This is a genomic window from Pseudomonas sp. EA_65y_Pfl1_P113, assembly GCF_963970525.1.
Lineage (GTDB): Bacteria > Pseudomonadota > Gammaproteobacteria > Pseudomonadales > Pseudomonadaceae > Aquipseudomonas > Aquipseudomonas tritici.
In genome coordinates, this window is record NZ_CAXAQM010000007.1 from 144,885 (window position 1) to 170,104 (window position 25,220).

Sequence of the window (25,220 nt, forward strand, 5' to 3'; positions counted from 1 at the left end):
GAAAGCTCACTATTCAGGAATGGGAATAGGTGGGGGCAGTACTTATCTAGAGGCCGGGCGGTAGGTGCCGTCCTTGCCGTGCCCGGCCATCGCCTGGTTGCTGCGCACGCTGATCATCAATTTGATATCGATCCACTCCACGCCCTGCGCCTTGAGCTTGGGTAGCTCGCGCTCCAGCACCGCCAGGGTTTGCGGGTAGGGGTGGCCGATCATCACCGCCGAACCCTGTTTGTGCGCCAGTTTGATCGCGGTCTGCAACTGCGTGGTGATCGCCGCCTCGGTGCGTTCGTCGTCCAGGAATACGTCCCGCGAGACGCTGGCCAGGCCAATCTTCTGCGCCTCGGCGGCAGCGACTGTCTTGGCGCTGGTGCGGCTGTCGACAAAGAATTTGTTGCGCCGTTGCAGTTCGCCCATCAACCAGGCCATGGCCTCGGGCTGGGCGGTCATGCGACTGCCCATGTGGTTGTTGATGCCGGCAGTGTAGGGCACTGCCTGAAAGGCGGCGTCCAGGCGCTTGCCGAGCTCCTCGATGGACAGTTCCGGGTGCCAGGCGAACGGGCCGGTGGCCGGGTCCATGGGCATATGCAGGATCACGATCTTGCCGGCTTTGTGGGCTTCGCGGGCAAATTCGGCGGCGTGGGGTGTGTCGGGCATGATCGCCGTGGTGACCGGCCCAGGCAGGGCCAGCACGCGACGATCCCGGGGCAGGTTCTGCCCGAGGTCGTCGATGATCAGGGTCAGGTAGGCTTTGTGCGGCTCGCCGGTAGGCGTCGCATGGGCGACGCCTGCCAGGCTGCACAGCACAGCGATGATCAGGGCAAAACGCATATCAACGGCTGCGCGTGATGCTCAGGCCTTTGAGCAGGCTCAGCGCCTGGGCCAACTGGTAGTCGTCGTCCTGTGGCATCGGCTTGGCTTTGGCGCGGCTGCCGGTGGGTTGGTCAGCGCCGCCGTTGCCATTGCCCAAGTGACCTTGCAGGTCCGCTTCTTTGTAGTACTCGCTGTCGATCTCGTTGGTGATCTTGGCCTTGCGCACCTCAATGTCCGGCACGATGCCCTGAGCCTGGATCGAGCGACCGTTCGGCGTGTAGTACAGCGCTGTGGTGATCTTCAGCGCACGCTCGTTGTTCAGCGGCAGCACGGTTTGTACCGAGCCTTTGCCGAAGCTGGTGGTGCCCATCAGTACGCCGCGTTTATGGTCTTGCAGGGCGCCGGCGACGATTTCCGACGCCGAGGCGCTGCCGCCGTTGATCAGCACGGCCAGTGGCACGTTTTCGCTGAGGTCGTTGCCGGTGGCCGAGAAGCGCAGTTCGGAGTTGGCAATACGGCCCTTGGTGTAGACGATCAGGCCCTTGGTGATGAAGTGATCAACCACTTCCACCGCCGATTGCAGCACGCCGCCTGGGTTGTTGCGCAGGTCGAGCACGATGCCGCTGAGTTTCTTGCCGTTGTCCTTGCGCAGCTTGGCCAGGGCCTTGGCCACTTCGTCACCGGTCTTGACCTGGAACTGGGTGATACGGATGTAGCCGTAGCCCGACTCCAGCAGTTGGCTCTTCACGCTCTTGACCACAATGGTCGCGCGGGTCAGCGTTACATCGAACGGGTTGCCGCCGTCGCGCACCAGGGTCAGGGTGATTTTCTGGCCGATCTTGCCGCGCATCTTGTCGACGGCTTCGGTCATGGTCTGGCCACGGGTCGGCTGGCCGTTGATCTTGACGATAAAGTCGCCGGCCTGGATACCCGCCTTGGATGCCGGCGTGTCATCGATCGGCGAGACCACCTTGATGTTGCCGTCTTCGGCGCCGACTTCAATGCCCAGGCCGCCGAATTCGCCGCTGGTGCTTTCCTGCAGCTCAGCGAAATCTTCCGGGCCCAGGTAGGCGGAGTGTGGGTCGAGGTTGCTGAGCATGCCCTTGATGGCATTCTCCAGCAGGGTCTTGTCGTCTACGGGTTCGACATAGGCTGCCTTGATCCGGTCCATGACCTCGGCAAAGGTGCGCAGTTCGTCCAGCGGCAATGGCGCCTTGGTGGTGGCGGCTGTGGTGGCAGGCGCAGCCGGGGCGGCCTGGTCGGCGAAAGCCAGGGGCGCGCCGATCACTAGGACGATCGTCAGGGCCAGCGAAGTGAGGCGGGACAAATGCAGCATGTCGAACGAACTCCTAATGTAGATGCGACCCTTATCCTTGGGTTCTGCACCATTGTGCAGGATCGCTCGGGCGACCCTGCTGACGAATAGCGAAGTACAGCGCCGGGGTTTCCTGGCCGCCACTGTTACCCACAGTGGAGATGGATTCACCGGCTTTTACAACATCACCTGCCGACTTGAGTAAAGTCTGATTGTGGCCGTAAAGGCTCAAATAGCCATTACCGTGGTCGAGAATTACCAATAAACCGGCGCCGCGCAGCCAATCGGCAAATACCACGCGCCCACCGTGAACAGCGTGGACCTGGCTGCCGGCAGAGGCGCTGATCATCACTCCGTCCCACTTGGCGCGGGTGTCATCGCCACGGGTTTCACCGAAGCGTGCCAGTAATCGACCATCAACCGGCCATGGAAGTTTGCCGCGCGCTGAAGCAAAAGGGCCGCCGAACGACTCGCCGGCGCTGGAAACCAGCGGCCCAGAGGCTGCATGCGCCGGTTTACGGGGTGCCGGGGCGTCCGAGGTGGCCGCCAGTTCGGCCTCACGCTGGCGCTTTTTTTCGGATTCCTGCTGGGCGATCAGCGCTTTCTGCCGCGCTTCTTCGGCCTCACGTGCCTGGCGAGCCAGGGTTTCCTCGATAGTCTTGAGGACCTTGGCCAAGTCGGCCTGGTCCTGCTCGCGGGCCTGCAGCTTGGCGTCGCGGGCCTTTACGTCGTCATTGAGCTTGGCCAGGGCCAGCTGGCGCTCCTTGCGGACCTTGTCCAGCTCGTTGCGCTGGGTGTCGAGCGCGCTTTTCTGGTCCTGCAGCTGCGATTGCTGGTTGGCGATTTCCTGTTCGACATTGACCAACTGACGCAGGGTCTCGTTGAAGCTTTTCAATTGCTCCATGCGGGCCTTGCTCAGGTAATCGTAGTAGGTGAGGGTGCGCGCGAACTTCTCCGGGTTTTGCTGGTTGAGCAGCAGCTTGAGGTATTCCTGGCGGCCGTTCTGGTAGGCGGCGCGGGCCTGGATCGCGATCAGGCGTTGCTGTTCAACGCGTGCGCTCTGGAGTTTTTTTTTCTCAGCGTCGAGTCGCTCCAGTTCCGACTCGCTCTTCTTTAATTCTTTTTGTAGCTCCTGGACCTGCTTCTCCAGCTTGCCCATCTCGGTTTCCGTGCCGCGCAGGTCTTTCTGCACCCCGGATTTTTCTTCCTGGAGCTTGCCGAGCAGTTTCTTCAGCTCGGTAATGTCCTGACGCGTAGCGTCCAACTGTTGTTGGGTTTGTGCGCGCTCATCGGCAAACGCCGGTTGGAGCAGGCAGATAAGAGCAAGGGTAATCAAGGCGCGAAGCATAGAGGCGGGCGACACCAGGGAAATGGACGGCCTAGTATGCCCGCCAAGCGCGGCAAAAAAAACGCCCAATTCGGGCTGGAAGGCAAGATAGGTGCCGAGTGGCACTGGTATGGCGAAAAGATATCTTCCAAACAGCACAAAACCAGTGTGGGAGCGGGCAAGCCCGCTCCCACACTGGTTTTGTGGTGAGGTTGGAATTAAACCAGAATCGAAGTCCCCGTCATCTCCGCCGGTTTCTCCAGCCCCATCAACATCAACATCGTCGGTGCTACATCCGCCAGTACGCCGCCTCCACGCACTTTAAAATCGCGCTTGCCGACATAGATGAACGGTACCGGTTCAGTCGTGTGGGCGGTGTGGGCCTGGCCGGTAGATTCGTCGGACATTTGCTCGCAGTTGCCGTGGTCGGCAGTGATCAGCGCTTCGCCGCCGACTTTTTCCAGGGCATCGACGATGCGGCCGACGCACAGGTCCAGGCATTCCACGGCTTTGGTGGCGGCTTCCAGGTTGCCGCTGTGGCCGACCATGTCGCCGTTGGCGTAGTTGACCACGATCACGTCGTAACGCTGGTGTTCGATGGCGTCGACGATCTTGTCGGTGACTTGCGGCGCGCTCATTTCCGGCTGCAGGTCGTAAGTGGCGACTTTTGGCGACGGGATCAGGATGCGCTCTTCGCCCGGGAACGGCTCTTCACGGCCACCGGAGAAGAAAAAGGTCACGTGGGCGTATTTTTCGGTTTCGGCGATGCGCAGTTGGGTCTTGCCGTTTTTTGCCAGGTAGTCGCCCAGCACGTTATCCAACGTGCCTGCTGCAAAAGCGGCGGGAGCCGGGATGCTGGCGGCGTATTGGGTCAGGCCCACGTACTGCACGTTTGGCTGACGCGCGCGCTCGAACTCCTTGAAACCGTCTTCGACAAACACGCGGCTCAGTTCGCGGGCGCGGTCGGCGCGGAAGTTCATGAACACCACGGCGTCGCCGTCTTCGACTGTCACCGGCTCACCGATGGTGGTGGCTTTGACGAATTCATCGCTCTCGCCACGGGCGTAGGCAGCTTCGAGGCCTTCCTGTGCGGTGGCGGCGTGGAATTCGGCCTGGCCGTCGACGATCAGGTTGTAGGCCTGGGCTACGCGGTCCCAGCGGTTGTCGCGGTCCATGGCGAAGTAACGGCCGACCAGGCTGGCGATACGGCCTTTGCCCAAGGCCGCGAAAGTCGTGTCGAGCAGTTCGATGGACGATTGCGCGCTTTTCGGCGGGGTATCACGGCCGTCGAGGAAGGCGTGCAGGTAAATCTTGTCGGCGCCGCGCTTGAACGCCAGTTCGGCCATGGCCACCAAGTGGTCCTGGTGGCTGTGGACGCCACCCTCCGACAACAAACCCATGAAATGCACGGCTTTACCGGCAGCCACTGCTTTATCGACCGCCGCGCAGATGGTCGGGTTCTCGAAGAACTCGCCATCGCGGATCGCTTTGGTCACACGTGTGAAGTCTTGATAGACCACTCGTCCGGCGCCGAGATTCATATGGCCGACTTCCGAGTTGCCCATCTGGCCGTCCGGCAGGCCCACGTCCATGCCCGAGCCGGAGATCAGGCCGTTCGGCACGGTGGCAGTCAAACGATCGAGTACCGGCTTCTTGGCCGCGTACACCGCGTTGTCGTGGTGGCTTTCACTGTGTCCGAAGCCATCGAGAATTATCAGGACCAAAGGTTTGGGCGTAGTAGTCATAGATCCTCTCGCGGCGTTAATAAAGGAAGACAATTGAAAAGGGAGTGGCAGTTTAAAGCGAAGTTCCGAACACGTCACCGCTTTACGGGGGTTGGCCCCCCCTGACGGCTGTGTATACTTACCGCCATTTTAACGCTCTGGAACCTCCTTGATGGTTGATCACCTGATTGCATTTGCCACTGCCCATTACCTGCTTGTGGGTGCCTTCGTCATCCTGCTGGCGCTGCTGATCGCTCACGAATTGAGCCGCGGTGGCCGCAGCCTGAGCACGGCGGAGCTGACCGCGCTGGTCAACAAGGATGAGGCCGTTGTCGTGGATATCCGCCCGGCCAAGGATTTCGCCGCTGGCCATATCGTCGGCGCCCTGAACATTCCTCAGGACAAGCTGATCGCGCGCCTGGCCGAGCTGGAAAAACACAAGGCCAAGACCATCATCCTGGTCGACGCCCAAGGCCAGCACTCCGGTACCCACGCCCGCGAGATGCTCAAGTCCGGTTTCACCGCCGCCAAACTGTCCGGTGGTATTGGCAGCTGGAAGGCCGATAACCTGCCGCTGGTGAAGTGATATGAGCCAGGTTGTCGTGTATTCCAGCGATTGGTGCCCTTACTGCATGCGGGCCAAGGCCTTGCTGGAGAAAAAGGGCGTTGCCTTCGAAGAGATCAAGGTCGACGGCAAACCCCAGGTGCGTGCCGAAATGGCCCAGAAGGCGGGGCGCACGTCCGTGCCGCAGATCTGGATCGGCGCCAAGCACATCGGTGGCTGCGATGACCTGTTCGCCCTGGAGCGCGCCGGTAAACTCGATGCGCTGCTGCTCGTCTGACTTCTAAACCCTTAAAGACCCCAAGATAGAGAAGGATCTGCGATGACTGATCAACAGAACACCGAAGCAGCAGAAGCCCAAGGCCCACAGTTCTCGCTGCAGCGGATCTACGTGCGTGACCTGTCGTTCGAAGCGCCGAAAAGCCCGGCGATCTTCCGCCAGGAATGGACCCCAAGCGTTGCGCTGGACCTGAACACCCGTCAAAAAGCACTGGAAGGCGACTTCCATGAAGTCGTGCTGACTCTGTCGGTTACCGTCAAGAACGGCGAAGAAGTTGCCTTCATCGCTGAAGTGCAACAGGCCGGTATCTTCCTGATCCAGGGCCTGGACGAAGCGTCCATGAGCCACACCCTGGGTGCGTTCTGCCCTAACATCCTGTTCCCGTATGCCCGTGAGACCCTGGACAGCCTGGTCACTCGGGGCTCGTTCCCGGCGCTGATGCTGGCACCGGTGAACTTCGATGCCCTGTACGCGCAAGAGCTGCAGCGCATGCAACAGGAAGGTGCGTCGACGGTTCAGTAATTTCGAACCCGACACAGAACTAAATGTGGGAGCGGGCTTGCCTGCGATAGCATCACCGCGGTGTGACTGACACACCGAGGTGCCTGCATCGCGGGCAAGCCCGCTCCCACATTTGTTATGTGTGCTACTTGAAGCCCAGCTGGCGCCAGCCTTCGTAGACGGCAACGGCGACGGTGTTTGATAAATTCAAACTGCGGCACCCCTCGCGCATCGGCAAACGCAGGCGATGACCGTCCGGCAGTGCGTCCAGCACCTCCGGTGGCAGACCCCGGCTTTCCGGGCCGAACAGGAACGCGTCGCCTTCGGCAAAGCTGGCATCGTGGAACGGTCGCGAACCCTTGGTGGTGAACGCGAACAGCCGTGGGTGCCCCAGGCTTTCCAGGCAACTCGCCAGGTCGGCATGGCGCTTGAGGGTGGCGTACTCGTGATAGTCCAGCCCGGCGCGGCGCAGGCGCTTGTCGTCCATGTCGAAGCCCAGGGGCTCGATCAAATGCAGGTGGCAGCCACTGTTGGCGCACAGCCTGATAACGTTGCCGGTATTCGGCGGAATTTCTGGTTGAAAAAGGATGACGTGAAACATGCACGGCTCCGAAGGCAAAGATGCGCTGCATTCTACCCCCGAAGAGGACCCAAGGCCGAAGCTTATGCCGCGGGTCATGGGCTCTTTGGCGATTGTCGGCTTGCTGACCGGCTTGATGATTGGCCGACTGACCACGCCGGACCCGGTCGAACTGCAACAGGTTGAGGCCGCAAAAGACGGCGTGGTGGTGTGGTTCAACCGCGAACCCAAGCTGCACGGCGAGCCTATCGACGGTACGGTGGCGCTGCTGTTCGACGCGCAAGGCAAGGCTGCCAGTGGGCAACTCAAGATCAATGAAAGGGGCGTGAATTGGCGCGTGCGCAAGACCGACGGCGGCCTGCTGCTGAACCTGGTGGCGGCTCGGCCTTTGCGTGGGGAGTGGAAAGGTGAGAAGGCCGATGGTCGCTGGCGGCTGGAGATCCATCTCCAAGAGCAATAAAAGAGGGAATCCCCGGCCTGCCTGTACCAAGGTCCCCAAAACGGGCTGGAGCTATGGGCGCTGCGCCACATAAGCCCCGGGTGTAAAGAAGGGAGTTCCCGGCCTGCCTGTACCAGGGCTCCCAAAACGGGGTGAAGCCTTGAGGGCTTCGGTGTTAAAGAGGGGATTCTCGGCCTGCCTGTACCAAGGTCCCCGAAACTGGGTAGTACAAGGGTTATTGCAGGGCGCGTGCCAGAGTGGCCAAGGTGTGCCAAAAAATCTCTTCAAAAAGCGCAAAGCCCCGGAATACGGGGCTTTGCGCTTTTTGGTTTTCAGATTTTTCTCAGCGAGGCCGCAGGTTCGGGTTTTGGATTCGTGCCCGATGCCGGTTCAGGGTGCATTGAAGCGGTGCACGTTCCCGACACCCTGCGCAGATCCAACTATGGGAGCGGGCTTGCTCCCACACTGGATCTTCAGTGGATTTTAGAGGGTGTCAGCCCTCATCACCCTCATCGTCATCCCCACCATCCACCTTCATCCCCAACTCCTTGATCTTGCGAGTCAGCGTATTACGGCCCCAGCCCAGCAACACGGCGGCATCACGCCGGCGGCCGGCGGTGTGCTTGAGGGCCGTCTCGATCATGATCCGCTCAAACGCCGGTACGGCGCTGTCCAGCAGGCTGGACTGGCCGCGAGCCAGGGCCTGATCCGCCCATTGGCGCAGCGCCTGTTCCCAGTTGGTCACCGGCGCAGAGTCCTGCGGCAGGCTGAGCAGCTCCGGTGGCAGGTCGCTGACATGCACTTCGCGCCCGGACGCCATCACCGTGATCCAGCGGCAGGTGTTCTCCAGCTGGCGCACGTTGCCCGGCCACGGCAGGTTCTTCAGGTATTCCTCGGTCTCGCTTTTGAGCAGCTTCGGCTCAACCGCCAGCTCTTGCGCGGCGCGGGCAAGGAAGTGGCGGGCGAGCGTCGGGATGTCTTCGCGACGGTCCGACATCCGCGGAATGTGGATGCGGATCACATTGAGGCGGTGGAACAAGTCCTCACGGAATTTGCCCGCATGCACCAGGGTTTCCAGGTTCTGGTGGGTCGCCGCGATGATACGCACGTCGACCTTGACCGGCGTGTGCCCGCCAACCCGGTAGAACTCGCCGTCCGCCAGCACGCGCAGCAGGCGGGTCTGGGTGTCGGCCGGCATATCACCGATTTCATCGAGGAACAGCGTGCCGCCGTCCGCCTGTTCAAAACGTCCGCGACGCAGGTTGGCGGCGCCGGTAAACGCGCCTTTTTCATGGCCGAACAACTCGGACTCCATCAAGTCCTTCGGGATAGCCGCCATGTTCAACGCAATAAATGGCGAAGCCGCCCGTGGGCTGTGACGGTGCAGGGCGTGGGCTACCAGCTCTTTACCGGTCCCCGATTCGCCATTGATCAGCACGGTGATGTTGGAGTGGCTCAAACGCCCGATGGCGCGAAACACTTCCTGCATCGCCGGCGCTTCGCCGATGATTTCCGGGGTGCGGGTCAAGGCCGGTGGGGCTTCCTGGTTCTGCTGTTCCTGGGCGTGTTGGTTGGCGCGTTTGACCAGCGCGACTGCCTCGTCCACGTCGAACGGCTTGGGCAGGTATTCAAAGGCACCGCCTTGATAGGACGCCACAGCGCTGTCCAGGTCCGAGTGCGCGGTCATGATGATCACCGGCAAACGCGGGTGCTGCTCGCGAATCCGCGCCAACAGGTCCAAGCCACTGGCGCCGGGCATGCGGATGTCAGAAATGATCACGTCGGGCTGCTGGCGAGCCAGGCGGCTCATCACTCCGTCGGCGCTGTCGAAGCTCTGGGTGGTCATGCCTTCCTGTTGCAAGGCTTTCTCGAGGACCCAGCGGATAGAACGGTCGTCATCGACGATCCAGACAGTTTCACTACGGCTCATGTCGATGGGGCTCCTTTTTCCAGAGGCAGAAAGATCGAGAACGTGGTGTGGCCAGGATGGCTCTCACATTCGATCAGACCCTGGTGCTGGCTGATGATGTTCTGGGTAATGGCCAGGCCCAACCCGGTACCGTCCGGGCGGCCGCTGACCATGGGAAAGAAAATGGTTTCCTGCAGTTCCGCAGGAATGCCCGGGCCGTTGTCGATGATCTCGACCTTGGTCACCAGGCGATGGCGCACATGGCCGATGGTGAACTGGCGCAGGGCGCGGGTGCGCAGGCTGATGCGGCCCAGGCGCAGCTCGTTATGGCTGCTGATGGCCTGCATGGCGTTGCGCACGATATTGAGCACCGCCTGGATCATCTGCTCGCGGTCGATCAATACGTCGGGAATGCTCGGGTCGTAATCGCGCACCAAGGTGATGCAGCCCTGGCTTTCGGCCTCGACCAGATGACAGACGCGCTCAAGTACTTCGTGCACGTTGGTCATCGCAAGGGACGGCAGCTTGTTGGAGCCGAGCATGCGGTCCACCAGGTTACGCAGGCGGTCGGCTTCTTCGATGATGACGTTGGTGTAGTCCTTGAGGTGTTCCTCCGGCAGCTCGCGGGCCAGCAGTTGCGCTGCACCGCGAATGCCGCCGAGGGGGTTCTTGATCTCATGGGCCAGGCCGCGCACCAGCATCTTGCTGGTTTCCTGTTTGGACAGCTGCGCTTCTTCCTTGGTAATGCGCAGCAGGCGATCGCGAGGATGCACTTCAAGCAACAGCAGGGTGGCGCCGTTGCTCAGGATCGGGGTCACCGCGTAGTCGACAGTCAGCGTCTGGCCGGTGAGGGCGGTGAGCATCGCTTCACGCTTGGTGAATGGATGTGCCTGCTCCACCGCCTGGCGCAGCGAGCTCAAGGCTTCGGCCGACTCGGTGAACAGCTCGCTGATGAACTGCCCATGGCTGCGCTGGCCGCTGATGGCCAGGAGCATTTCCGCCGCCGGGTTCATGTACTCAAGACGCAAGTCGCCATTGAGCAGGATGGTCGCGGTGGTCAGGTTGTCGAGTAACAAACGGTGCAGTGCATCACTGATGGTCATCAGGACCTCTTTTGGAGCAAGGCGCGGGCTTGAGGCACACGCTGATACAAGGAAAATGCAAAAACCAAACCAAGGCTCCGAAAAGAAGCGTGCAAGCCCTGAAATGGCGGGTTAAGGCGCGAAACTGTGGCGTTCTGCCAGCTTGCTCGGGTAGTTTCGAACCAAAATGGGCTGAACAGGTGGGAAGGGTGCAGCGTATCGCACCAATATAGTGCGGACTTGTGAAGGTTGTTCAGGAGGCGCCCGATATAGTTCTTGAATGCGCCCAATCAAAAATGTGGTAGCGAGCAAGCCCGCCGCACCTTTTTGATTGGGTTTGCAGGCTTTAGCCTTTGAAGATGCACAGCTCGGCGGTGGCACGGATCATTGCCAGTTGGCGCAGAGGGTCGTTCAGCGGCTCGTGTACCGCCTGGGCCAGCCATTGCGGGCACTGCGGGTCAGTGCGCTGGGGAGTGAAATCGGCTAGTTGCTGCAGCAGGTGTTTTTGCAGTTCATCCAGCTGCGGGCGAATCTGCTTGACCAAGTCCGGGCGTGGATCGTCAGGCGCCTTGCCTTGGAACTGCCAATCGGACAGGTGGGTGTACTGCACCAGTTTGTTCGCTTCGATCTGCGCCGAGAAAAACTGCTCGGCGGCGCCAGGGTCCAGCTTGTAGCTCGGTGCCTGGGCGACCACGCTGGCGATTACCTCTTGCTCGCGCTTTTTGTCTTCTACGGGCTTTTTGCTGTCCCATTTGCTTAACGCCACTTGGTCGGCAATCTCCAGTCGCTCGGCGATGCTGTTGAGCAGCGGATCAAGGGTAGGCGGCGCGGCGTTCGCACCGGCACTGACGAATAGCAGAGCGAACAAAAGTCGGTATTTCAAAGGTGATCTCCTGCGGGAGCGGGCTTGCCCGCGATGGCGGTGGGTCAGTCATACATCAGGTGGCGGGCAGTACGCTATCGCGGGCAAGCCCGCTTCCACATTTTTCACCTATTGCGGGCAAAAAAAAGACCTCCGCGAAGGAGGTCTTTTTTCATCACGCCACCTTAAGCAGCGCTACCGGATCAGCAGCTGTAGTACAGCTCGTATTCCAGTGGGTGTACGAAGGTGCGAACCTTGATTTCTTCTTCGCTTTTCAGGCCGATGTAAGCGTCGATGAAGTCGTCGCTGAACACGCCGCCTTTGGTCAGGAACGCGCGGCCCTTGTCCAGCTCTTCCAGGGCTTCTTTCAGGCTGCCACACACTTGTGGGATCTCTTTGGCCTCTTCAGGCGGCAGGTCGTACAAGTTTTTGTCGGCGGCGTCGCCTGGGTGGATCTTGTTCTGGATGCCGTCCAGGCCAGCCATTACCAAGGCAGCGAAGGCCAGGTATGGGTTAGCTGCTGGATCCGGGAAGCGCGCTTCGATACGGCGAGCACGAGGGCTGGAGACGTAAGGAATACGGATCGAGGCGGAACGGTTACGTGCCGAGTAAGCCAGCATTACCGGTGCTTCGAAACCTGGGACCAGACGCTTGTAGGAGTTGGTCGATGGGTTGGTGAAGCCATTCAGGGCCTTACCGTGCTTGATGATGCCGCCGATGAAGTACAGGGCGGTGTCGGACAGGCCGGCATAACCTTCGCCAGCGAAAGTGTTCTTGCCCTCTTTGGCGATGGACAAGTGAACGTGCATACCCGAACCGTTATCGCCGTACAGCGGCTTAGGCATGAAGGTCGCGGTACGGCCGTAAGCCACGGCAGTGTTGTGTACGCAGTACTTCAGGGTTTGAACTTCGTCAGCCTTGGCCACCAGGGTGTTGAACTTCACACCGATTTCGTTCTGACCGGCAGTGGCCACTTCGTGGTGGTGCACTTCGATGACCAGGCCCATGTCTTCCATGGCGTTGCACATGGAGGTACGGATTTCGTGGTCATGGTCGAATGGCGGAACCGGGAAGTAGCCACCTTTGATACCTGGACGGTGGCCATGGTTGCCGCCTTCGACGTCCTGGTCGGACATCCACGAACCTTGTTCGGAGTAGATCTTGAACATCGAACCGGAGATGTCGGACTTGAACTTGACCTGGTCGAAGATGAAGAATTCTGGCTCCGGGCCTACGAATACGGTGTCGCCGATACCGGTGGACTTCAGGTATTCCTCGGCACGCTTGGCGATCGCACGTGGGTCGCGGTCGTAGCCTTGCATGGTCGAAGGCTCGATCACGTCGCAAACCAGGATCAGGGTTGGCTCTTCGGTGAACGGGTCCAGCACGGCAGTGCTGTCGTCCGGCATCAGGATCATGTCGGAGGCTTCGATGCCTTTCCAGCCAGCGATGGAGGAGCCGTCGAACATTTTGCCTTCTTCAAAGAAAGCATCATCCAGCGCGTCGCGAGCCGGCATGGTCACGTGGTGCTGAGTGCCTTTGGTGTCCGTGAAGCGCAGATCAATCCATTTAACGTCATGATCTTTGATGAGTTGAACCGACTTCGACATAGTGTCCTCCGGGTGGCTTCGGGCTGGATAGTGGAGTAGCCCTTAGAATGTGGGTGATGCCGGCGCGGATACTCCGCCATGGCAACCTGCCTCACAAGAGAGCAAATTGCATGCCAGTGCGCCAACATGGGTTTTTTGATCTAAAAACGCCCCTATAAAGGTGCATTGCGACAAAAGCGTAAAATCTGCGCACTGCAATGTGGCGCAGCGGAGGGTTGGCGCACCTATTTAGTGCGCTGTCTGTGCTTTGCATATTAACTGGTTAAACCGTGAGCGATTTCCGCTATAATCCGCGCCCCCCTTTTTCAGCAGGCCCGGCGCGCGCTGTTTCCATGAAATTAATCGTTAAAGTCTTCCCCGAAATCACCATCAAAAGCCGACCGGTACGGATGCGTTTCATCCGTCAATTGGCCAAGAACATCCGTGCCGTGCTCCGCGATCTGGACCCGGCTGTGGTGGTGAATGGTGTGTGGGACAACCTCGAGCTGGAAACCCGTATTACCGAGCCCAAAGCCTTGAAAGACATGACCGAGCGCCTGAGCTGCATGCCGGGCATCGCGCATTTCCTGCAGGTGGACGAGTACCCGCTGGGCGACTTCGACGACATCACCGAGAAGTGCAAACAGCACTTCGGCAGCGAGCTTGAAGGCAAGATTTTTTCGGTGCGTTGTAAGCGTGCCGGCAAGCACACCTTCAGCTCCATGGACGTCGAAAAATACGTTGGCAGCAAGCTGCGTCGCGAGTGCGGCGCCGCTGGAATTTCCCTCAAAGCGCCGCAAATTGAAGTGCGCATGGAAATTCGCGACCAACGGTTGTTTGTGATCCACAGCCAGCACAACAGCATCGGTGGCTACCCGCTGGGCGCCCTGGAACAGACCCTGGTATTGATGTCCGGCGGTTTCGATTCCACGGTGGCGGCTTACCAGATCATGCGCCGCGGCCTGATGAGCCACTTCTGCTTCTTTAACCTGGGCGGGCGTGCACACGAATTGGGCGTGATGGAAGTTGCGCACTTTATCTGGAAGAAATACGGCAGCTCCCAACGCGTGCTATTTGTAAGCGTGCCGTTTGAGGAAGTGTTGGGCGAAATTCTCGGTAAAGTCGATAACAGTCATATGGGCGTAGTTTTGAAGCGTATGATGTTGCGCGCTGCGTCGCGAATCGCCGATCAGTTGCAGATCGACGCGCTGGTGACCGGTGAGGCGATCTCCCAAGTGTCCAGCCAGACGCTGCCGAACCTGTCGCTGATCGATTGCGTGACCGAAAAGCTGGTGCTACGCCCGCTGATCGCCAGTCACAAGCAGGACATCATCGACCTAGCCGAAGAAATCGGTACCGCTGATTTCGCCAAGCATATGCCGGAATATTGCGGGGTCATCTCGGTGAACCCCAAGACCCACGCCAAGCGCAACCGCGTGGAGTACGAAGAACAACAGTTCGACATGGCGATTCTTGAGCGTGCGCTTGAGAGCGCCAAAATGGTCCCGATCGATCGCGTAATCGACGAACTGGGCCAGGACGTGAAGATCGAAGAAGTCAGCGAAGCCCTGGCTGGCCAGATCGTCGTCGACATCCGTCACCCGGATGCCGCCGAGGATGAGCCGCTGGAAATCGCCGGCATCGACGTACAAACGCTGCCGTTTTATGCATTGAACGCGCGTTTCAAGGAACTGGATAACAGCCGTCAGTACCTGTTGTATTGCGACAAAGGCGTGATGAGTCGCCTGCATGCCCACCATTTGCTCAGTGAGGGGTATGCCAATGTGCGCGTTTATCGACCGAGCTAAGAGCCCGGGGCTGTTTGCCTGTGGCCTGCGTCACCGGCCCCCCGACTCTGCCGTCAAGCTGTAACGGCAAGGCCTGACTCTACTGTAAATCGCTGCCACGACCTGTCAGCACACCGAATCCTCTGATCGAGATACACAAGTGATCGAAAATCTACGTAACATCGCCATCATTGCTCACGTTGACCATGGTAAAACCACCCTGGTAGACAAACTCTTGCGTCAATCCGGCACCCTGGAGCGCAACGAGCTCAACGACGAGCGCGTGATGGACTCCAACGACCAGGAAAAAGAGCGCGGTATTACCATCCTGGCTAAAAACACCGCTATCAACTGGAACGGCTACCACATCAACATCGTGGATACCCCGGGCCACGCCGACTTCGGCGGCGAAGTAGAACGCGTAATGTCGATGGTTGACTCCGTTCTGCTGCTGGTTGACGCTCAAGACGGCCCTATGCCGCAAACCCGTTTCGTGACCAAGAAGGCTTTCGAAGCCGGCCTGCGTCCGATCGTGTGCATCAACAAGGTTGACCGTCCAGGCGCACGTCCGGACTGGGTTCTGGACCAGATTTTCGACCTGTTCGACAACCTGGGTGCTACCGAAGAGCAACTGGACTTCCAGGTTATCTACGCCTCGGCCCTGAACGGTATTGCCGGTCTGGAACACACCGCCATGGCGGAAGACATGACCCCGCTGTACCAGGCGATTGTTGACCACGTTCCACCACCGAAGGTTGACCGTGACGGTCCGTTCCAGATGCAAATCTCGGCACTGGACTACAACAGCTTCCTGGGTGTTATCGGCGTTGGCCGTATCGCTCGTGGTAGCGTCAAGCCGAACACCCCGGTTGTCGCTATCGGCGCCGACGGCAAGAAGCGTAACGGCCGCATCCTGAAGCTGATGGGTCACCACGGTCTTCACCGTATCGACGTTGAAGAAGCTTTCGCCGGCGACATCGTTTGCGTGAGCGGTATGGACTCGCTGTTCATCTCCGACACCCTGTGCCAGCCGGACAACGTCGAGGCGATGAAGCCTCTGACCGTTGACGAGCCAACCGTTTCCATGACCTTCCAGGTAAACGACTCGCCTTTCTGCGGTAAAGAAGGCAAGTTCGTGACTTCCCGTAACATCAAGGAACGTCTGGACAAAGAGCTGCTGTACAACGTTGCTCTGCGCGTTGAAGAAGGCGACTCGGCTGACAAGTTCAAGGTTTCCGGCCGTGGTGAGCTGCACCTCTCGGTACTGATCGAAACCATGCGTCGCGAAGGCTTCGAAATGGGCGTTGGTCGTCCTGAAGTGATCATCCGTCAGGTTGACGGCGTGAAGCAGGAACCGTTCGAAAACGTCACCATCGACACCCCGGAAGAATCCCAGGGCAAGGTGATGGAAGAGATGGGTCTGCGTAAGGGCGACCTGACCAACATGGTGCCGGATGGCAAAGGCCGTGTACGTCTGGAATACAACATCCCTGCGCGTGGTCTGATCGGTTTCCGTAACCAGTTCCTGACCCTGACCAACGGTGCTGGCATCCTGACCTCGATCTTCGATCGCTACGACACCATGAAGTCCGGCGATATGTCTGGCCGTCAGAACGGTGTTCTGGTCTCGGTTGAAACCGGCAAGGCACTGACCTACTCCCTGGAAACCCTCCAGGCGCGTGGCAAGCTGTTCGTTGAACACGGTCAAGAGATCTACAACGGCCAGATCGTTGGTCTGAACAGCCGTGACAACGACATGGGCGTCAACCCAACCAAAGGCAAGAAGCTCGACAACATGCGTGCTTCGGGTAAAGACGAAACCATCGCTCTGGTTCCACCTGTTCGCTTCACCCTGGAACAGGCCCTGGAATTCATCCAGGACGACGAGCTGTGCGAAGTTACGCCTAAGTCGATCCGCCTGCGTAAGAAGATCCTGGACGAAGGCGAGCGTACCCGCGCTGCCAAGAAAGCCAAGAACTGAGTCAACTCAGGCTGAATGAAAAACGCCCCCGGTCGAAAGGCCGGGGGCGTTTTTTTATGTCTGCAGTTTGTGTGGTGTTTGTGCCGACCCTTTCGCGAGCAAGCCCCCACACATTCGACCGCGTTGTTTCAGGATGAGCGCGCTCAAGTGTGTGCGGGCTTGCTCGCGAAGAGGCCCGTCAGAACACCACAAAATCCAGATCAGAATTTGTCGAGGGTCTTGAACTTAGTCTCGCGCACTACTTCTTTCGGCTTATACGCGCAATACCCTGGCCGCGGCCCGATCTTCGGGTGATTGCGGCAAGTATCCGGGCGTTTGTCATAAATAGTGCAGAAGCGCGTCTTACGATCCAGGTACAGGCAATCGTTGTTGCTCATGCGCTGCAGGGTGAAAATTTCTGACTTGGAATTGAAACGCTCGACGATGCCCTCCTTCTGCAAGCGCTTGGCGATGTTCTTCGCCGGGTCGCCCAGTTCGAACTCATCGACGATGCCGATGCGGATCAGGTCTTTGATCTTCACTTCGACCGGCAGCGTGCAGCAGCTGGACACGCAACCACCGCACATGTGCGCGGAATATTTCTGCCACGTTTCAAGGCGGTCGAGTTCCGCGGCGGCGATCAGTTGAGGCTTCATCAGGGTTCCAAAAAGGTGGGGCTGTGTCCGGGCGCGCGATGATACCGGGATTGGTGATTTTTTGAACAATATTTTCCGGGTTTCTGCTCGAAGGTGGGTAGGGGTAAAAGCAGGCACGGCCCCTGCATTAAAATCCTGTATAGGTGAATGCGTTAAAAAACTGACGAACCAGAGCGTCTACCTTCTGTCAGACCGTCTAGGCTCTAGCAACTCCTTCTATCTCGCCCGAGGTCGCAATTGATGTCTCAGGAACCACTTGCACGAGAAGCAGAGGTAGCCGCATTTCGCGATGCCGTCTTGACCAAACTCACCTACGCGGTGGGCAAGGACCCGGATCACGCCTTCGACCACGACTGGTTCGAAGCCATTGCCCTGGCCGCACGCGACCAGATGGTCGACCACTGGATGGACCATACGCGGCGCATTTACCGCAAAGGTCAAAAGCGCGTTTATTACCTTTCCCTGGAATTTCTCATCGGTCGCTTGCTCTACGACAGCCTGAGCAACCTTGGCGTGCTGGAGATCGCGCGCGACGCACTCTCGGAGTTGGGCGTCGATCTTGAGCGCATCCGCCTGCTGGAGCCCGATGCGGCGCTTGGCAACGGTGGTCTAGGCCGCCTGGCCGCGTGCTTTATGGAAAGCATGTCGACGTTGGGCATTGCGGGTCACGGTTATGGCATTCGTTATGAGCACGGCCTGTTCCGCCAGGCGATTGTCGATGGCTGGCAACAGGAGCAAACCGAACGCTGGCTGGATTTCGGCAACCCATGGGAATTCGAACGGGCCGAAGTGATTTACCCGATCGGTTTTGGCGGCAGCGTCGAAACCCTGCCGGATGCTTCCGGCAAGCTGATCCAAGTGTGGACGCCGAGCGAAACCGTACGCGCGGTTGCCTACGACACCCCGGTGGTCGGCTGGCGCGGCGCGAGTGTCAATACCTTGCGCCTGTGGCGTGCTCGCGCAGTGGAAGACCTGCACCTGGAACGTTTCAACGCCGGTGACCACCTGGGCGCCGTCGCCGAAGTGGCCCGCGCTGAAAGCATCTCCCGGGTGCTTTACCCTGCGGACAGCACCGAAGCGGGGCAGGAACTGCGCCTGCGCCAGGAATACTTCTTCGTCTCGGCCTCGCTGCAGGATCTGCTGCGTCGTCACAAGAACATGCACGGCTCGGTGCTGAGCCTGGGCGAACACGCCGCGATCCAGCTCAACGATACCCACCCGTCCATCGCCGTGGCCGAGTTGATGCGCCAATTGGTCGACTTGCACGACATTCCGTGGGAAGCGGCGTGGGACGTCACCGTCGAAACCCTTTCCTACACCAACCACACCCTGTTGCCCGAGGCATTGGAAACCTGGCCTGTCGGCTTGATGGAACGCATGCTGCCCCGGCACATGCAGATCATCTACCTGATCAACGCCCAGCACATCGACTCGCTGCGCGCCAAGGGCGTCCACGATTTCGACGTATTGCGCGCCGTATCGCTGATTGAAGAAGACAACGGCCGCCGCGTGCGCATGGGCAACTTGGCATTCCTCGGCTCCCATAGCGTCAACGGTGTGTCGGGTTTGCACACCCAGTTGATGCGCAACACGGTGTTCTCCGAGCTGCACAAGCTGTACCCGGAGCGCATCAACAATAAAACCAACGGCATCACCTTCCGCCGCTGGCTGTACCAGGCCAACCCGAAACTCACGTCGATGCTCGTGGGCGCATTGGGCCCGGACATTCTCGACAACATGGAAACGCGCCTGGGCGAGCTGGAAACCTTCGCCGAGAAGCAGACCTTCCGCAAAGCCTTCGCCGATCAGCGCCTGCACAGTAAGCGCGCACTGGCGGACCTCATTCACGAACGGCTGGGGATCGCGATCAACCCGGCGGCGATGTTCGACGTGCAGGTCAAGCGGATTCACGAATACAAGCGCCAACTGCTGAACCTGCTGCACACGGTGGCGCTCTACCAGGCTATCCGTGCCGAACCGGGCACCGACTGGGTGCCGCGTGTGAAGATCTTCGCGGGTAAAGCGGCGGCGAGTTATCACCAGGCCAAGTTGATCATCAAGTTGACCAACGACATCGCGCGAACCGTTAACAACGACCCGACCGTGCGCGGTTTGCTCAAGGTGGTGTTCCTGCCCAACTACAACGTCAGCCTGGCGGAAAGCATCATCCCGGCAGCGGATTTGTCGGAGCAGATTTCCACCGCCGGCTTTGAAGCCTCGGGCACCAGCAACATGAAGTTCGGTCTCAACGGTGCGTTGACCATCGGCACCATGGACGGCGCGAACGTGGAAATGCACGAGCGCGTCGGCGCCGAGCATATGTTTATCTTCGGCCTCAGCGCGCAGGAGGTGGAAGCGCGTAAACACGCCGGTGAATTCAACGCCGGGCAGGACATTGCAGCGTCCAATCGCCTCAGCGATGTGCTGCAAGCGATTCGCGGCGGGGTGTTCTCGCCGGATGATCCGGGCCGGTATGTCGGGCTGATCGACGGGTTGATCGACTACGACCGCTTCCTGGTGTGTGCCGACTTCGACTCGTACTGGGACGCCCAGGCGCGGGTCGAAGCGCATTGGCATGATTCCAAGGCGTGGTGGCGTTCGGCGGTGCTCAATACCGCGCGGATGGGTTGGTTCTCTTCGGACCGGACGATCCGCGAGTACGCCACAGAGATCTGGAAAGCGCTCGACTAAACGCTGCAATACAAAATGTGTGCGGGCTTGCTCGCGAATACGCTGTATCAGTTAACGAGTATGTCGGCTGATACACCGCTTGCGCGAGCAAGTCGAATCTTCGCACCGCCGCTCCCACATTGAGTCCGCGTCGATATACTAGGCCACGGTTTGCTTAGGGATATCGACCATGCAATGGATTTTCATGCTGATTGGCCTTGCGCTCGGCTGGACGCTCGATGAGTCGTTCAGTGACGCGGGCATCGGTGCGCTGTTGGGGCTCGGCATCGGCCAGGCAATTCGCCTGGCTAAGCTGTCGGCCCAAGCGGACCAGCAGGCGCGTCAGTTGGAAACCACGCAAAAGTCGCTGATAGCGCTGGGCGAACGCTTGCGGCAACTGGAAGTGCCCGCGCCGACGAGCAGTGTCATCGCCGAAACACCCATCCCCGAGCCGACACCTATTACCCAAGCCCCAGAGCTTGTTTGGGAGCTGCCTGCCGACATCACACCTGTCGCCACGGTCGCCAAACCGAGCCAGCCGCTGCCGGCCGACGCCTGGACGCCTGCCCCGACTCCGCGCCCTCAAGCACCTGCCATTCCTCGTGGCCCCAACTTGATCGAACGCGCCATCAGTGGCGCACGCAATTGGCTGTTTGGCGGCAATACCGTGCTGCGGGTTGGCGTGGTGCTGCTGTTTCTCGGCCTGGCCTTCCTGCTGCGTTACGCCACCGAAGGCATGGTGGTGCCGATTGAGGTGCGTTACGCCGGGGTTGCCGCTGCGGCGTTAGGCCTACTCGGCCTGGGCTGGTGGCTGCGGCGGCGTAACAGCAGCTACGGCTTGATGTTGCAAGGCACCGGGATCGCAGTGTTGTACCTGACGGTGTTTGCTGCGATGCGTTTGCATCCGTTGATAGACCCGAGTGCGGCGCTGGGTTTGCTGGTGGCCGTCACGGTGTTTTCGGCGATCCTGGCAATCACCCAGGATGCCTTGGGGCTGGCCTCTGCGGCGGCGCTCGGCGGCTTTGCGGCGCCCATCCTCACGTCTACCGGTGCCGGTAACCATGTCGCGCTATTCAGTTACTTCGCCCTGCTGAATGCCGGCATCCTCGCCATCGCCTGGTTCAAGGCCTGGCGTTTGCTCAACCTGATCGGCTTTGTCGGCACCTTTGGTATCGGCTTCGCCTGGGGGCTGCGCTCCTACACGCCGCAATTGCTGTGGAGCACCGAACCGTTCCTGATTCTGTTTTTCCTGATGTACCTGACCATCGGCCTATTGTTCGCCCGGCGAAAATTGCTGGAGATGAGCGACGCGCCCGAGGATGACAGCCGTGGCGCGCTGCTGCGCTGGTCGGCGGCCAAGGGTGATTATGTCGACGGCAGCATGTTGTTCGGTCCGCCGCTGGTAGGTTTTGGCTTGCAGTTCGCGCTGGTGCAGCACGTGGAATTCGCCGCCGCCTTCAGCGCGCTGGGCTTGGGCGTCATCTACATGGGGTTGGCTCGGCTGCTGAGCGGCGGGCGCGCCTTGCTCTTGGCGGAGACCTGCCTGGCCCTGGGTGTGATCTTCGCCAGCCTGGCGATTCCCCTCGGGCTGGATGCGCGCTGGACGGCTGCGGCCTGGGCGGTGGAGGGCGCTGGGATTTTCTGGCTCGGCTTGCGTCAACAGCGGCCACTGGCGCGAGCATTTGGCGTGTTACTGCAATTGGGTTCGGCGCTGGCTTTTCTCCGTGAACTGCACCTCGGCGAACATAGCTTGCTCGCCGGCGCGCCATTAGGCGCGGTGCTGCTGGGCGCGGCGTTGCTGTTCAGCTTTGATCAGTTGCGCAAGGCATCCTCCGAACAGGCGACAGATTGGGAGCGCAAAGGCCTGGCCGTGCTGGCGGGCCTTGGCTTGAGCTTTTTGTACCTGCTCGCACCCTTGCTGCTGAATACTCAAAGCACGGCCGTCAGTTGGGCAATCGCCGGCCTGGCGACGCTGTTTGTCGGCCTGCGCATTGGTTCGCGGACCTTCCTGTTCAGCGCATTCGCCGTGCAGTTGCTGGGCGGCGCGTTGTTCCTGCTGCGCTTGCAGGGCGGTGACGGGGCGGCGGTATTTAATGCGGGTTGGAGTGGCTTGCTCACGGCCTCGCTGATCGGCCTGGCGTTGATTGGCGGCATGCTCCTGGCTGCGCGCGATGACATGGTTCGCAGCGACGTGCGGCTGCTGCGTGGCTTGTCGGTGGTTCTGCTGGCGGGTCTTGTACTGATCAATCTCGCGGTGCTGTTCGTCTTGCCTTGGGAACGCGCGAGCGGCGTGTGGGCGGCCAGCGGTTTGTTGATCATCTGGCTGAGCCTGTACCTGCAACAACGCGTCAGCTTTGTGTTCGGCTTGCTGCTGCAAGTGATCGGCGGCGGCTCGTTCCTATTGGCGGTGCCGGAGTTGCTTGGCCCGTTGACCCGTGAGGGTCTGCGTCCGTTGGCCCACAGCGGTTTCTGGACGCCGATGGTGCTGGGCCTGGCGGCACTGGTCGGTGCCTGGCGCTTGCAGCGCAAACCCCACGCGCCGGTGTTTGCCGTGTTGAAACTGCAGCGCCTGTCCGACGTGCTGCTGGTGTGGGGCGCGGCCTGGTGGACGCTGGCATTGGTCGGTGAAGTGTTGCGGTTTATCCCGCAAGCACTGCAGGGCTCGTTTTTGCTGGGCATCGCAGCGGTAAGCGTGGCGATCTGGGCGTTTCTGTCCGAGCGACTGCGCTGGGCGTCGTTGGGCATGCTCTGCACTTTGTTGATGCCGGCGGCCGGTGCGGTGTTGCTGGTGTCTGCGCATAACTATTACCACCCGGCGGCGCAGTACGGTTGGCTGGCTTGGTTAGCGGTGTTCGTGGTGCATTTCATCTCGCTGCGGCGTTTGGCGGCGGTGGTTCCTTCCAAGGTACTGAGCGCGGCGCACGTAGTGGGCTGCTGGATGCTGATCGGCGTGCTGGCGCTGGAGGTGCGTTACGGCCTGCTGGTGCTGTCGAGCGAGTACAACGCCTGGCGCTGGCTGGGCTGGGCGATTCTGCCAAGCCTGTACCTGGTGCTGGCCGCCGCGCCACGCCGTTGGCCATGGCCGGTGTCGGCGTACCCAAGGGAATACCGTGTGCTGGCCGCGCTACCGCTGGCAGTGCTGATGTTGGGGTGGTTCTGGCTGGCGAACAGCTTCAGCGACGGCACGGCCGAGCCGTTGCCTTATGTTCCGCTGCTCAACCCGTTGGATCTGGGCTTGTTGTTCGCGCTGCTGGGCATTTACCTGTGGTCGCGCAGTGCGGCGCCTGAGCGTGGGCCGCGTATTGAATTGATCGCCCAGGGCGTGGCGGGTGTCTCGCTGTTCGCCTTCTTTACGGCGTTGGTGATGCGCACCGCTCATCATTGGGGCGGCGTGCCGTTTCAATTGGATGCGTTGCTGGCGTCGATGCTGGTGCAGGCCGGCCTATCGATCGTCTGGACCTTGATCGCCCTTGGCCTGATGATCGGCGGTCACCTGCGCCATCGTCGCGAAGTGTGGCTGATCGGCGCGGCGCTGATTGCGGTGGTGGTGGCCAAACTGTTCTTTGTCGAACTGAGCAACCGTGGCGGCCTGGCGCGGATTGTGTCGTTTATCGGTGTGGGCGGGTTGTTGCTGGTGGTGGGCTACTTTGCGCCGCTGCCGCCAAAACGCGTTGAACCTGTGACTGAAACCGAGGGAGCGTCTTCTTGATGGGCAAGCTGAAACTGAGTGGGTTGGCGGTATGGATGGCGTGTTCGGCAGCCTTTGCACAGGAAGGTCCGTCCGACTTCACCACCCAGGTGCCGCTGGCCGTGAGCGGCAGCGGGCCCTGGTATCGCCTGGAACTGCCACTGGCCGTGCAATTGAGCGCGCGCCAGGCTGATCTCAGCGATGTGCGGGTGTTCAACGCCGCCGGCGAGCCGCAGGCCTATGCGTTGTCGCGCCAATCTTCGCAGCGCACCGAAAGCCGCAACGTCACCGACGTTAAGTGGTTCCCGCTGTACGCCGCCGACACCCAGCAAGCCCTGCCCGACGTGGTGATGAAAGCCACCACCACAGGCACCTTGGTGGAAATAAAACCGTCTACCGCGCCAAAACCCGGCAAGCAAGTGCTGCGCGGCTGGGTATTGGACGCCAGTGCGATCAAGGCACCGTTGCAGCGATTGAGCCTGGACTGGAGCCGCGAGCAAGAGGGCTTCCAGCGTTTCAGCATTGAGGCCAGTGATGACTTGCAGCACTGGCAAGCCTGGGGCGATGGGCAGGTGGCGCGCTTGTCATTCGCCGACGAACGGGTCGAGCAGCATGACGTGAACTTGCCTGGGCAATCGGCGCGTTACCTGCGTCTTGTCTGGCAAGGCCAGGCGGCGCCGCTGCTGACCTCGGCAAAGCTGGTGAGCGCGACCAGTAGCAGCCTGCCGATGCCGTTGGTGTGGTCGCAACCCTTGGCGGGTACACGGTTAAAGGCTGGGGAATACAGCTGGCAGTTGCCCGCGGGGCTGAGCATCGAGCGGCTGCGCATCGAATTGAAGCAAGCCAACACGCTGGCGCCCGTTACGCTGGCGGGGCGTAGGGACAGCAAACAGGCGTGGCAGCCCCTGAGCAATGGCGTGCTGTATCGCCTGACCCAGAATGGCCGGGACGTGGTGCAGGATGAATTGCAGCTGCCGGGGCAAACGGTCGCCGAACTCAAGTTGGCAGTGGATGAACGCGGCGGCGGCCTGGGCATTGAAGCGCCTGCGCTGCGTTTTGCGGTGCGCGCCACGCAGTTGGTGTTCCTGGCCCGGGGTGAGCCGCCGTTTACACTGGCGCTGGGGAATGCCTCGGTCAAGGGGGCGAACCTTGCGCTTTCGACCCTGATCCCTGACTACAGCGCCGAGCGTCTCAAGACATTGGGACAAGCGAAAGTCGCCGGGGAAGTCGCCGTGACGTCGCCGCCGATCGTAGCGGCTGCCGATGCCGGCACGAACTGGAGAAAACTCGGGCTTTGGGCCGTGTTACTGCTCGGCGTGGCGGCACTGGGCGCCATGGCCTACAGTTTGCTGCGCAAGCCGCCGGTGGCACGTTAAATAAAGTCCATGAACTCTATTGGGTTTAAATCCTCTGATAGGAGGAAATACGCCCCGACTCGCGCTAAACTGCGCGGGTTTTCAAGCCCCCCATTCTCCGGAG

At 60.3% G+C, this 25,220-nt stretch carries 20 protein-coding genes; 10 read left to right on the forward strand and 10 right to left on the reverse strand.

The genetic code is table 11. The features are described from left to right. Positions 1–42: 42 nt before the first annotated feature. From AACY52_RS09415 to AACY52_RS09425, 3 genes are read right to left on the reverse strand one after another with little or no spacing between them, the layout of a single operon-like run. The gene (locus tag AACY52_RS09415; protein WP_339438082.1) at positions 43–828 is read right to left on the reverse strand and encodes a divergent polysaccharide deacetylase family protein; all 786 of its coding nucleotides are present in this window, start codon (positions 826–828) and stop codon (positions 43–45) included. A 1-nt stretch (position 829) separates the two neighbouring features. After that, complete coding sequence (locus AACY52_RS09420) at positions 830–2,146, reverse strand: S41 family peptidase (RefSeq protein ID WP_339427305.1); 1,317 nt, start codon at positions 2,144–2,146, stop codon at positions 830–832. A gap of 31 nt (positions 2,147–2,177) precedes the next feature. After that, entirely contained in the window at positions 2,178–3,473 is a 1,296-nt protein-coding gene (locus tag AACY52_RS09425; RefSeq protein WP_339427304.1) for a murein hydrolase activator EnvC, read from the reverse strand. 36 nt (positions 3,474–3,509) lie between these two features. Here AACY52_RS09425 and AACY52_RS09430 point away from each other — a divergent pair, with 36 nt between their 5' ends. Further along, complete coding sequence (locus tag AACY52_RS09430) at positions 3,510–3,662, forward strand: hypothetical protein (RefSeq protein WP_339438081.1); 153 nt, start codon at positions 3,510–3,512, stop codon at positions 3,660–3,662. An 8-nt stretch (positions 3,663–3,670) separates the two neighbouring features. On the opposite strand, the gene gpmI is transcribed toward AACY52_RS09430, so the two are convergent. Next, a complete protein-coding gene (gene gpmI / locus AACY52_RS09435) occupies positions 3,671–5,197 on the reverse strand; it encodes a 2,3-bisphosphoglycerate-independent phosphoglycerate mutase (protein ID WP_339415495.1) in 1,527 nt (508 codons plus the stop codon). Between the two features lie 151 nt (positions 5,198–5,348). On the opposite strand from gpmI, the gene AACY52_RS09440 reads away from it, so the two are divergent. The 3 genes from AACY52_RS09440 to secB are packed head-to-tail and all read left to right on the forward strand — an operon-like array spanning position 5,349 to position 6,540. After that, the gene (locus AACY52_RS09440) at positions 5,349–5,762 is read left to right on the forward strand and encodes a rhodanese-like domain-containing protein (RefSeq protein ID WP_049710466.1); all 414 of its coding nucleotides are present in this window, start codon (positions 5,349–5,351) and stop codon (positions 5,760–5,762) included. 1 nt (position 5,763) lies between these two features. Beyond that, positions 5,764–6,018: a glutaredoxin 3 gene (grxC, locus tag AACY52_RS09445; RefSeq protein ID WP_010213876.1), complete on the forward strand. Its 255-nt coding sequence runs from the start codon at positions 5,764–5,766 to the stop codon at positions 6,016–6,018. 42 nt (positions 6,019–6,060) lie between these two features. Further along, positions 6,061–6,540, forward strand: a complete 480-nt coding sequence (gene secB / locus AACY52_RS09450; protein ID WP_024072893.1) for a protein-export chaperone SecB — start codon at positions 6,061–6,063, stop codon at positions 6,538–6,540. Positions 6,541–6,664: 124 nt separating this feature from the next. Here secB and AACY52_RS09455 read toward each other — a convergent pair whose 3' ends face one another. Continuing rightward, positions 6,665–7,120 carry a tRNA (cytidine(34)-2'-O)-methyltransferase gene (locus AACY52_RS09455; RefSeq protein ID WP_065875774.1) on the reverse strand — a complete coding sequence of 152 codons (456 nt, stop codon included), beginning with the start codon at positions 7,118–7,120 and terminating at the stop codon, positions 6,665–6,667. Between AACY52_RS09455 and AACY52_RS09460 the strand changes: the two genes are divergently transcribed. Beyond that, positions 7,119–7,559 (forward strand): hypothetical protein, encoded by a 441-nt coding sequence (locus tag AACY52_RS09460; RefSeq protein WP_339415498.1) that lies wholly within the window; start codon positions 7,119–7,121, stop codon positions 7,557–7,559. The genes AACY52_RS09455 and AACY52_RS09460 overlap by 2 nt on opposite strands. A gap of 472 nt (positions 7,560–8,031) precedes the next feature. Here the strand turns inward: AACY52_RS09460 and ntrC are convergent, their stop codons facing one another. From ntrC to glnA, 4 genes are all read right to left on the reverse strand, one after another. Further along, positions 8,032–9,468 (reverse strand): nitrogen regulation protein NR(I), encoded by a 1,437-nt coding sequence (ntrC, locus tag AACY52_RS09465; RefSeq protein WP_339415499.1) that lies wholly within the window; start codon positions 9,466–9,468, stop codon positions 8,032–8,034. Continuing rightward, on the reverse strand, positions 9,465–10,550 hold the full coding sequence (gene glnL / locus AACY52_RS09470) for a nitrogen regulation protein NR(II) (protein ID WP_339427302.1): 1,086 nt from the start codon (positions 10,548–10,550) through the stop codon (positions 9,465–9,467). The genes ntrC and glnL overlap by 4 nt, the downstream gene beginning before the upstream one ends. 325 nt (positions 10,551–10,875) lie before the next feature. Beyond that, complete coding sequence (locus AACY52_RS09475; protein WP_339427301.1) at positions 10,876–11,412, reverse strand: chorismate mutase; 537 nt, start codon at positions 11,410–11,412, stop codon at positions 10,876–10,878. A gap of 182 nt (positions 11,413–11,594) precedes the next feature. Continuing rightward, complete coding sequence (gene glnA, locus AACY52_RS09480; protein ID WP_339415502.1) at positions 11,595–13,001, reverse strand: type I glutamate--ammonia ligase; 1,407 nt, start codon at positions 12,999–13,001, stop codon at positions 11,595–11,597. Between the two features lie 332 nt (positions 13,002–13,333). Between glnA and thiI the strand changes: the two genes are divergently transcribed. Further along, complete coding sequence (gene thiI / locus AACY52_RS09485) at positions 13,334–14,788, forward strand: tRNA uracil 4-sulfurtransferase ThiI (protein WP_339560441.1); 1,455 nt, start codon at positions 13,334–13,336, stop codon at positions 14,786–14,788. Between the two features lie 139 nt (positions 14,789–14,927). Then, positions 14,928–16,748 carry a translational GTPase TypA gene (gene typA, locus AACY52_RS09490; RefSeq protein WP_339469174.1) on the forward strand — a complete coding sequence of 607 codons (1,821 nt, stop codon included), beginning with the start codon at positions 14,928–14,930 and terminating at the stop codon, positions 16,746–16,748. Between the two features lie 200 nt (positions 16,749–16,948). On the opposite strand, the gene AACY52_RS09495 is transcribed toward typA, so the two are convergent. Continuing rightward, positions 16,949–17,383: a YkgJ family cysteine cluster protein gene (locus AACY52_RS09495; RefSeq protein ID WP_049710458.1), complete on the reverse strand. Its 435-nt coding sequence runs from the start codon at positions 17,381–17,383 to the stop codon at positions 16,949–16,951. 240 nt (positions 17,384–17,623) lie between these two features. On the opposite strand from AACY52_RS09495, the gene AACY52_RS09500 reads away from it, so the two are divergent. The 3 genes from AACY52_RS09500 to AACY52_RS09510 all read left to right on the forward strand — a co-directional run bounded on the left by AACY52_RS09500 (position 17,624) and on the right by AACY52_RS09510 (position 25,117). Continuing rightward, positions 17,624–20,074: a glycogen/starch/alpha-glucan phosphorylase gene (locus tag AACY52_RS09500; protein ID WP_339457309.1), complete on the forward strand. Its 2,451-nt coding sequence runs from the start codon at positions 17,624–17,626 to the stop codon at positions 20,072–20,074. A gap of 169 nt (positions 20,075–20,243) precedes the next feature. Then, a complete protein-coding gene (locus AACY52_RS09505; RefSeq protein ID WP_339497324.1) occupies positions 20,244–23,762 on the forward strand; it encodes a DUF2339 domain-containing protein in 3,519 nt (1,172 codons plus the stop codon). Further along, entirely contained in the window at positions 23,762–25,117 is a 1,356-nt protein-coding gene (locus tag AACY52_RS09510; RefSeq protein ID WP_339415506.1) for a DUF3999 domain-containing protein, read from the forward strand. Before AACY52_RS09505 ends, AACY52_RS09510 begins: the two co-directional genes overlap by 1 nt. Positions 25,118–25,220 lie beyond the last annotated feature (103 nt).